Source organism: Streptomyces sp. NPDC001732 (assembly GCF_053596315.1).
This window is the reverse complement of sequence record NZ_JBSFFY010000211.1, coordinates 1-1,182: the sequence shown is the minus strand read 5'-3', so window position 1 is coordinate 1,182 and position 1,182 is coordinate 1. Positions and strand designations below refer to the sequence as shown.

General features: G+C 70.6%; 1 protein-coding gene. It reads right to left on the bottom strand.

The features are described from left to right. Positions 1-231: 231 nt before the first annotated feature. The coding region (locus ACWCXX_RS41450; RefSeq protein WP_451136510.1) for a Gfo/Idh/MocA family protein at positions 232-1,182 on the bottom strand (951 nt) is incomplete at its 5' end.

Here is a 1,182-nt window from a genome sequence, read left to right as displayed (position 1 = left end):
TGGCCTCGTCGAAGATGACCGGGTAGGTCCACATGGTGACGGTGCTGCCGTCGCTGCCGCTGCCGGAACAGCCGGCCAGCACCCCGACGGCGAGCGCGGTGGCCAGCACGGGGGCGGCCACGGCACGGACTCTGGAACGGCGGGCGAGAAGACGGGACATGAGCTGGTCCTCCGAGGACGTGAGGGTGGGACGGGAAGAAGGGCCTGATCCGGGCGGCAGGCCCCCGGGGGTCACTGGGCCGGCACCGTCTGGACGGTGCCGGTGTGCCGGGCACGTTCGGCGGCGAACGCCGCCAGGTGGCTGCCGAGCGAGGCCTTGGTGCCGGAGCGGACCGCGGCCGGGTCGCCGGTGGCGACGGCGTGGACGAAGGCATCAACCAACGCCATGTCTCCGCCGCCGTGTCCCTCGGCCGCGTTCGAACCGGATGCGCCGAGTTCGTGGACGGTGACCTCGCCGGTCCGGAAGTCGTGGACGGTGACGCGCTTGCCGTCGCCGATCAGCCAGCCGTGCGAGCCGAAGATCCGGGTCTGCCGGTCGGTCTGCTCGGTGAACGCCACCATCTGGAAGGTCGCGGTCACTCCGTCCGTCAGCTGCATGGCCAGGACCTGGTGGTCGACCACGTCGTTGTCGACGCGGTAGGCGCACAGGCCGTACGGGCCTTCGCGCAGCGCGGTCAGCAGCTCGGTCTCGTCCGTGGAATCCGTGACGTGGCTGACCGGCCAGACGGAACCCTTCTCGCGCAGCGTCGGCACGTACAGCTTGAGTGCGGAGTACGGGCAGCCGGCCTCGACCGCGCAGTCGAGGCAGCGTTCGGCGGACCCGGCCGGGGCGTTCTCCGGCCGGAAGTGCTTCAGCCCGCCGAAGCTGGAGACCTGCTCGATGCGCTCCCCGGTGACGTAGGTGATCCAGTCCAGGTCGTGGCAGGACTTGGCGAGCAGCATCGGCGAGGAGTCCTTCTCGCTGCGCCACGGCCCGCGCACATAGGAGTGCGCGTAGTGCCACCAGCCGACCGGCTCCAGATGGTCGAGGGAGACCAGCTGGCCCAGCACGCCGGAGTCCACGACCTCCTTCACCAGGTCGGTGTAGGGGGTGTAGCGCAGGACATGGCAGACGGCGAAGAGTACGCCCGCCTTCTCCACGCCCTCGACGATCCGCCGGGTCTCCTCCTCGGTCGGGGCGAG